Annotated in this window: 6 protein-coding genes; 3 read left to right on the top strand and 3 right to left on the bottom strand. The window is 62.7% G+C overall.

The window, feature by feature from the left end:
- The first annotated feature begins 342 nt into the window (after window positions 1-342).
- Together cobT and AC07O2_RS13840 are read left to right on the top strand one after the other, a co-directional pair.
- Entirely contained in the window at window positions 343-1,371 is a 1,029-nt protein-coding gene (cobT, locus tag AC07O2_RS13845) for a nicotinate-nucleotide--dimethylbenzimidazole phosphoribosyltransferase (RefSeq protein WP_495076318.1), read from the top strand.
- A 169-nt stretch (window positions 1,372-1,540) separates the two neighbouring features.
- Window positions 1,541-3,778: a sensor domain-containing protein gene (locus tag AC07O2_RS13840; RefSeq protein ID WP_495076317.1), complete on the top strand. Its 2,238-nt coding sequence runs from the start codon at window positions 1,541-1,543 to the stop codon at window positions 3,776-3,778.
- An 8-nt stretch (window positions 3,779-3,786) separates the two neighbouring features.
- Here AC07O2_RS13840 and nth read toward each other — a convergent pair whose 3' ends face one another.
- The 3 genes from nth to AC07O2_RS13825 form a co-directional block, all read right to left on the bottom strand.
- Window positions 3,787-4,425, bottom strand: coding sequence for an endonuclease III (gene nth, locus AC07O2_RS13835; RefSeq protein WP_495076316.1), 639 nt, complete (start codon window positions 4,423-4,425; stop codon window positions 3,787-3,789).
- Window positions 4,426-4,443: 18 nt separating this feature from the next.
- Entirely contained in the window at window positions 4,444-5,250 is an 807-nt protein-coding gene (locus AC07O2_RS13830) for an HDOD domain-containing protein (protein ID WP_495076315.1), read from the bottom strand.
- Window positions 5,251-5,318: 68 nt separating this feature from the next.
- Entirely contained in the window at window positions 5,319-5,816 is a 498-nt protein-coding gene (locus AC07O2_RS13825) for an AraC family transcriptional regulator (protein ID WP_495076314.1), read from the bottom strand.
- 62 nt (window positions 5,817-5,878) lie between these two features.
- On the opposite strand from AC07O2_RS13825, the gene AC07O2_RS13820 reads away from it, so the two are divergent.
- Window positions 5,879-7,054: an aminotransferase-like domain-containing protein gene (locus tag AC07O2_RS13820; protein WP_495076327.1), complete on the top strand. Its 1,176-nt coding sequence runs from the start codon at window positions 5,879-5,881 to the stop codon at window positions 7,052-7,054.
- Window positions 7,055-7,220: the final 166 nt, after the last annotated feature.

The following is a 7,220-nucleotide window of genomic DNA, read 5'->3' as shown; positions in this document are numbered from 1 at the left end:
GGGCTTGCCGTCGGCGGTCTTGAAGGTGAAGGGCTCGTAGGTGGGGTCGATGGCGACTTTGAGGTCTTTACCTTGTGCCATTGCGGCAATAGACAGGGCGCTCAGGGCGAGAGTCAGAACGATTTTCTTCATTGATGTTCCTGGTAGGAGGGGTGTCAAAAATAGCTTGCAGGACACACTTTAGGGGCTCAAATTTTAGGCCCCAAGGTGGTGCGTAGCGGCAGGGGTTTGCCCTTAACAGCTGGGTAGCTTCGAATGCAAGTCCCATACCAAGGCTGGCCAGGTGGGTTGCTTCCAGTGTCTGCTGTAATCTGCGTATTTTGCATTGACCGAGAACCCACCATGACTTTGACGGATTTGTCCCAATCTTCCTTGCGCCCATTGTTGCAGCTCAAACTGGATCAGAAGACCAAGCCCTTGGGTTCTTTGGGGCGGCTGGAAGCCTTGGCCGTGCAGCTGGGCGAGATTTTGGGCACCGAGGCTCCGGTACTGGAGCAACCCCAGTTGGTGGTGTTTGCTGGCGACCATGGCCTGGCTGCGCGCGGTGTGTCGGCCTATCCCAGCGATGTGACCTGGCAGATGGTGGAAAACTTTTTGGCCGGTGGTGCCTGCGTCAGCGTGCTGGCGCGCCAGCATGGCATTGCGCTGACCGTGGTGGACTGCGGCGTACGGCATGACTTTGCGCCCCGCCCGGGGCTGCTGGACTACAAGCTGGCCTATGGCACAGCCGATGCGCTGGAACAAACGGCCATGAGTGCCGCCGAATGCGAGCGGGCGATTGCCCAGGGCCGTGCGGTGGTGAAAAGCCTGCCAGGCAATGTCTTGCTGCTGGGTGAAATGGGCATTGGCAATACCTCGGCCGCATCGCTATTGATGGCCCGTTTGACCGGGCTGGATATTGCGGATTGCACCGGCGTGGGCACCGGCCTGGACGATGCGGGTTTGCAGCGCAAGATCGCCGTGCTGACCCAGGTGCTGGAGCGCCATGCCGGCGTGACCGATCCGTTGGAAGCACTGGAGGCGTTTGGTGGCTTCGAGATGGCGACCATGCTGGGCGCAGTGCTGCAAGCGGCCCAGGAGAACCGCGTAATACTGGTCGATGGCTTCATCACCAGTGCGGTGGTTCTGGTGGCCCATGCGCTGCAGCCCTTGGTGTTGCAGCGCTGCGTTTTCGCCCACAGCTCGGGCGAGCGCGGCCATGCCTTGATGCTGCACCATATGGGTGCAACGCCACTGCTGGATTTAGGCCTGCGCCTGGGCGAGGGCTCGGGGGCCGCCATGGCTTGGCCGCTGCTGCAGTCAGCCTGCTTGGTGCTGGCGGACATGGCTAGTTTTGCATCTGCAGGTGTGTCGCAAAGCGCGGCTCCGTAATTGGGTGCGTGCTACGGTTTTAATAGCTTGCTGCGCAAGTTTTATATGCGCTACAAGGCATTTTTATATGTAAGTATGGTTTAGGGTTTGTGTGTGCGGTGGGGGCTGTACAGCAGCATATGCACTGGTAAACTGGGCTTCGACCTCGTTGAATGGCCCACCCATGAACATGTCGCCTCCCAATTTTGGAGCCCAGTCTGTCGGAGCACCCGAAGGGGGCTTTACGCGGGCGGTGGCAAGCCAGTTGCTGCAGGCCGTGTCGCACAGTGACAGCGCTTTCCTCGTATGCGGGCCGGACGCCCGCATCAGCTACGTCAACGCAGGTTTTACCCGGGTCTTTGGTTACACCGCAAGCGAAGCGCTGGGCCAGTTGGCCAGTGTGCTGTTGGCCGGGCCACACTCTAATGCCGAGGCCATGCAGCGCATGGCCGGTAACTTTTTGCAGCCAGGCGGCGGCCACACCGAGGCGCTGATGTACACCAAGACCCGCCACCTCTTGTGGGTGTCGGTGGTGGTGGACCCGTCGTATGACGAGCGCTGCCAGTTGCTGGGCTTGGTCTGTGTTCTGTCTGACGTTACACAGGTCAAGATGCATGAACAGCTGCAGTACAAGGTGCTGCAAGCCATGGCGCAGGAAATGCCCTTGCAAGACCTGATGGCGCTGGTCTGCTACGAGGTGGAACAGATCGCGCCCGAAGTGACCTCCTCGGTGCTGGCGGTGGACATGCAGGGCCGGCTGCATCCATTGGCGGCACCAGGTCTGGCCAATGAGTTTTCATCTGCGTTGGAAGGGCTGTCCATCGGGCCCCAGGCCGGCTCCTGCGGTACGGCAGCCTGGCGGCGCGCATCTGTGGTGGTGACGGATATCGCCAGTGACCCGCTGTGGGCGCCTTACAAGCACATGATCCTGCCCTATGGTTTTCTGGCCTGCTGGTCCAGCCCCATCATGGCGCAGGATGGCCGGGTGTTGGGCACCTTCGCGTTCTACTTTCGTGAAAATCGCGGGCCGGACCCATTGCACCAGCGCCTGGTGAATGTCTGTGTGCATCTCTGTGCGCTGGCAATGGAGCGCGAGGAGTCGCGCGCGCATATCCATCAATTGGCATTTTTCGATGCTTTGACCGGCTTGCCGAATCGCACCATGCTGCGCAAACGGGCTGAAGCTGCGGTGGCGGAAGCCGGCCGTACACAGGCGCCGCTGGCTGTGCTGTTTTTCAATATCGACCGATTCAAGCAGGTCAACGACACGCAAGGCCATGGCGCGGGGGATGCGCTGCTGCGTGAAATCGCTGCCCGTCTGGGCCTGTTCGTGCGTGTGGGCGATCTGCTGGGGCGCCATGCGGGGGATGAGTTCGTGGCCGTGCTGACGGAGTGCACCTCTGAGCAGGCCACGCAGGTGGCTGACGAAATGCGTGCCGCAGTGACCGCGCCGGTGCTGCTGTCGGGTACGGTAGTGCACTCCAACGCCAGTCTGGGTGTGGCCATGCTCCCCGAAGATGGCACCGACTTCGATACCCTGCTGACCCACGCCGATCTGGCCATGCACCAGGCCAAGCGCGATGGCCGGGGTTGCATGCGTTTCTTCAATCTGGCGATGGATCGCCAGACCCAGGAGCGCATTGCTCTTGAGTCGGCGTTGCGTGAGGCACTGCGCACAGGCGGCCTGCAGCTGCACTACCAGCCGCAGGTCATGGGGCATGGCGGTCAGCAATTGCATGGTGTGGAAGCCTTGGCGCGGTGGACGCACGCAGAGCTGGGGGTGATTTCGCCGGCCCGCTTCATCCCGCTGGCGGAAGAGTCTGGCCTGATCGACGTTCTGGGCCGCTGGGGCCTGGAGGAAGCCTGCCGCCAGATGGCCGACTGGCGCAGGCGGGGCATAGCCGTGCCAAGGGTGGCCGTCAATCTGTCGGCGCGCAATTTCCAGGATGCCGGCCTGCCACGCCTGGTGGCCAACTTGTTGAGCGAGCACGGGCTGACCCCGAACGACCTGACGCTGGAGATGACCGAGAGCGTGATGATGGACTCCGGCGGCAGCGCGCTGCAGACCATCCACGCGGTGCACGCCATGGGAGTGCATCTGTCGCTGGACGACTTTGGTACCGGCTATTCCTCCCTCGGCTATTTGCACCGCCTGCCCATTCACGAGCTGAAGCTGGACAAAAGCTTTGTGCAAGACCTGGACGACAGTGCCGCTGCGCAGGCGCTGACCAACACCGTCTTGCGCATCGGCGACGGTTTGCGCCTGACGGTGGTTGCCGAAGGTGTGGAAACCCAGCTGCAGGCCGACTTTCTCACGGACCGCGGCTGCCCGGTGCTGCAGGGTTATCTGTTTGCCAAGCCTTTGCCGGCGCCCGAACTGGAGCAGTGGCTGCAGTCCCGGGCCAGGGCGAGCGTCCCTCTGGTCTGACCGTGGAGTCAGGGCGCCGCAGTCTTGGGTTTGAAGTCGCAGTAGCTCGATACGCCGCACTGCCAGCACAGGGGTTTGCGTGCTTGGCAGATGTAGCGGCCGTGCAATATCAGCCAGTGGTGGGCATGCACCATGTATTCGGCCGGAATGCGTTTGAGCAGGCCTTTTTCTACTTCCAGCGGGGTCTTGCCGGGCGCCAGCCCAGTGCGATTGCCCAGGCGGAAGATATGCGTGTCCACCGCCATGGTGGGTTCGCCAAAGGCTACGTTCAAAACCACATTGGCGGTCTTGCGGCCCACGCCGGGCAGGGCTTCCAGGGCCTCGCGGTCGTGCGGCACTTCGCCGCCGTGCAGGTCCACCAGCATGCGGCAGGCTTGCATCAGGTGCTTGGCCTTGCTGCGGTACAGGCCTATGGTTTTGATGTAGCCCTCCAGCCCCTCCAGGCCCAGGTCCAGAATGGCCTGCGGCGTGTTGGCAACTGGAAACAGCTTGCGCGTGGCCTTGTTGACGCCCACGTCGGTGGCCTGGGCCGACAGCAGCACGGCCGCCAGCAGCTCAAACGGGCTGCTGTACTCCAGCTCGGTAACGGGGTGCGGGTTGGCGGCCTGTAGGGTGGCAAAAAATCCGGCGATGGCTTGGCGATTCATGCCTGGCAGAGTTCCATTTCAGAGTGAGGAGATATCGACAAACGAGTCGGGCAGGGGGAATTTGGACTGCATCCATTCTCGGTTCAGCTGCAGGGCGTGCACCACATCTTCGGGCAATTCATCCAGCATTTCTACGCCGCCGGCCGGCATGTCGGCCAACAACATGGCCAGGTGCACGATGCCGCCTAGCCGGTTGAACGGGTGGGCGGCCAGCGGGTCGGAGCAGGTGTCCAGCGCGCGCACGATCTCGGCGGGGAAGTTCCAGCGGCGCGCCAGCTCGGCGGTGATCTGGCCCTCGCTGAAGCCGGTCAGGCGCTGTTCGCGCTCCCAGCGGCCGCCGGGCTGGTGCGGCAGTTTTTCAATTTCTTGCAGGCTGCTCGGCTCGGCCTGGGCAATCATCAGCTCACCCAGGCGCACCATCATGCTGGCCAGCCAGGCTTCGCTGCCGTCCAGGCCCAGGTGGGCCGACAGCCATTGCGCATAGCCAGCGCTGACCATGCAGCTGCGCCAGAACTCCTTGCGATCCAGGCCGTCCACCACGGGAAACGCGTCGCCCATGGCTGCGGCCAGGCCCAGAGTGCGTACCCGGCCCATGCCCACCAGGGTGATGGCGTCGTCCACCGTGGCCACCTTGCGGCTCAGACCGAAGCTGGCGCTATTGGCCAGGCGCAGCAGGCGGGCGGTCAGGGTGGAGTCCTTGGCGATGATGGCGGCCACCTGCGGGCCGGTGGCATCTTCATCGTTGAGCGTACGGATCAGCGCATGGGCTACTTCCGACATGACGGGCAATTTGACGGATTGAAAAAATACCGAGATGTCCGACATGGTGTCTCCTCTGCAGGTGGGTAGGGCGGCTGAAATGCATGCCTTACATAAGGCCTATTCTTACCTATTTATGCGGCGCGAATGGGTAAACATAAGCTGCATTGCAGGACCCCGGTTTCGGCGTTTACCCGGTAGCCTTCGGGGTAGATTTCCAGCAGCGGCGCCTCCATCAGACGCCAGGCGCCGTCGGCCGTCGCGCTGGGCAGCCATTCGTTGCACAGGTGCATCCGGGCTACCTGGATATCTGCCGCGGTGCCGGTAAATTGGCCGCACACATAACGGCCACCGGCAAAGTCCTGCACCGCCACTTCGGCACTGGGCATAAAGCCCTCGTCCACCTCTACACAGCAGTCGTAGCGGCATAGCTCGGCGGGCGTGGCGCTTGGCCGGTCTTGGCGTATGCCCAGCTGCATGCGGTCTGGGCTGTCCAGCCCGTGCTGGCGGCACCAGGCAGCAAAGCGGCCCCAGGTCTGTGTGCTGGCAGGGCTGCCAGTGCTGTCATAAGGGCCGGTGCAGCGCATATAGGCCAAGTGCATGGGCGGCAGCAACCTCAGTTCTACGAGCATGGGGCGTCCCTTTTTGGATTAGCGACAATGCGGTTCAGAAAGCGAGAAACCCAACCATGTCCCTGCCATTTGCCGACCGACTCAATAACGTTGAAACCTCCGCCATCCGCGAACTCTTCAAGCTGCTGGGCACGCCCGGCATCATTAGCTTTGCGGGCGGCTTCCCCGACCCTGCGCTGTTTGATGTGGCTGGTATCGCAGAGTCTACCGCCGCCGTGTTGGCGAACAACCCCGGCCCGGTGCTGCAATACGGTGCCACCGAAGGCTTCAACCCGCTGCGCGAACAGCTCAGCAAATTCATGGGCAACAAGGGCGTGACCGTCGCGCCCGATGGCCTGATCGTCACCACCGGCAGCCAGCAGGCGCTGGACCTGATCGGCAAGACTATGATCAACCCCGGCGACAAGGTGATCGTCGAAGGCCCGACCTTCCTGGCCACCATCCAGTGCTTCCGCCTGTACGGCGCGCAGGTCGTCAGCGCCCCCATCGATGCCGACGGCGTGGACGTGGACGCGCTGGAGAAGCTGATCGACGAGCACAAGCCCAAGCTGGTCTACCTGATCCCCACCTTCGGCAACCCCAGCGGCGCCACCTTGAGCCTGGAACGCCGCAAGCGCATTCTGGACATTGCCGTGCGCACCCAAACCCTGGTGGTGGAAGACGACCCCTATGGCGAGCTGTACTTTGACCAGCCACCGCCACCCAGCATCCTGGCGCTGAGCGCCGACGTGCCCGGCAGCCGTGACTGGCTGGCGCATTGCGGCTCCATGAGCAAGATCCTCAGCCCCGGCCTGCGCGTAGGCTGGCTGATCGCCCAGCCTGAGCTGCTGGCCAAGGCCACCATGTGCAAGCAGTTCAGCGACGCCCACACCAGCAACCTGACCCAGGCCACGGCCGCGCATTACCTGACCCTGAACCGCCTGGACGCCACGCTGGTCGGGGTGCGCAAGGTCTACGCCGAGCGCGCCCGCGTCATGGCCGAGTCGTTGCGCCGCGAGCTGGGTAGCGCCATCACCTTCAATGCGCCGCAGGGCGGCATGTTCTTCTGGGCACGTCTGACCGAAGGCCGCGACGCCGGCGCCTTTGCCAAGCGCGCCATTGAAAAGCTGGTGGCCTTTGTGCCCGGCGCACCGTTCTTTGCGCACGACGCCGACTTGTCCACGCTGCGCCTGAGCTTCGCCACCGTGGGTGTGGAAAAGATCGAAGAGGGCATTGCCCGCCTGGGCCAGGCACTTTAAGGAAAATAGGGCTCCAGCGCAGGAATTGCCTGCGCAAGAAGCTATAAATTATGTAGCGTAGGCGTCCACTGAAAAGGGGCGGCATTCGGGAAAGTACCGAGGCCTAGCCCCTTTTGTTTTGAATTGACGATCCGTATACTGATCGTAAGAAGCAGCGGGCCTGAAC

The organism is Rhodoferax sp. GW821-FHT10B06, assembly GCF_059415605.1.
This window is presented reverse-complemented; position numbering and strand designations above follow the sequence as displayed.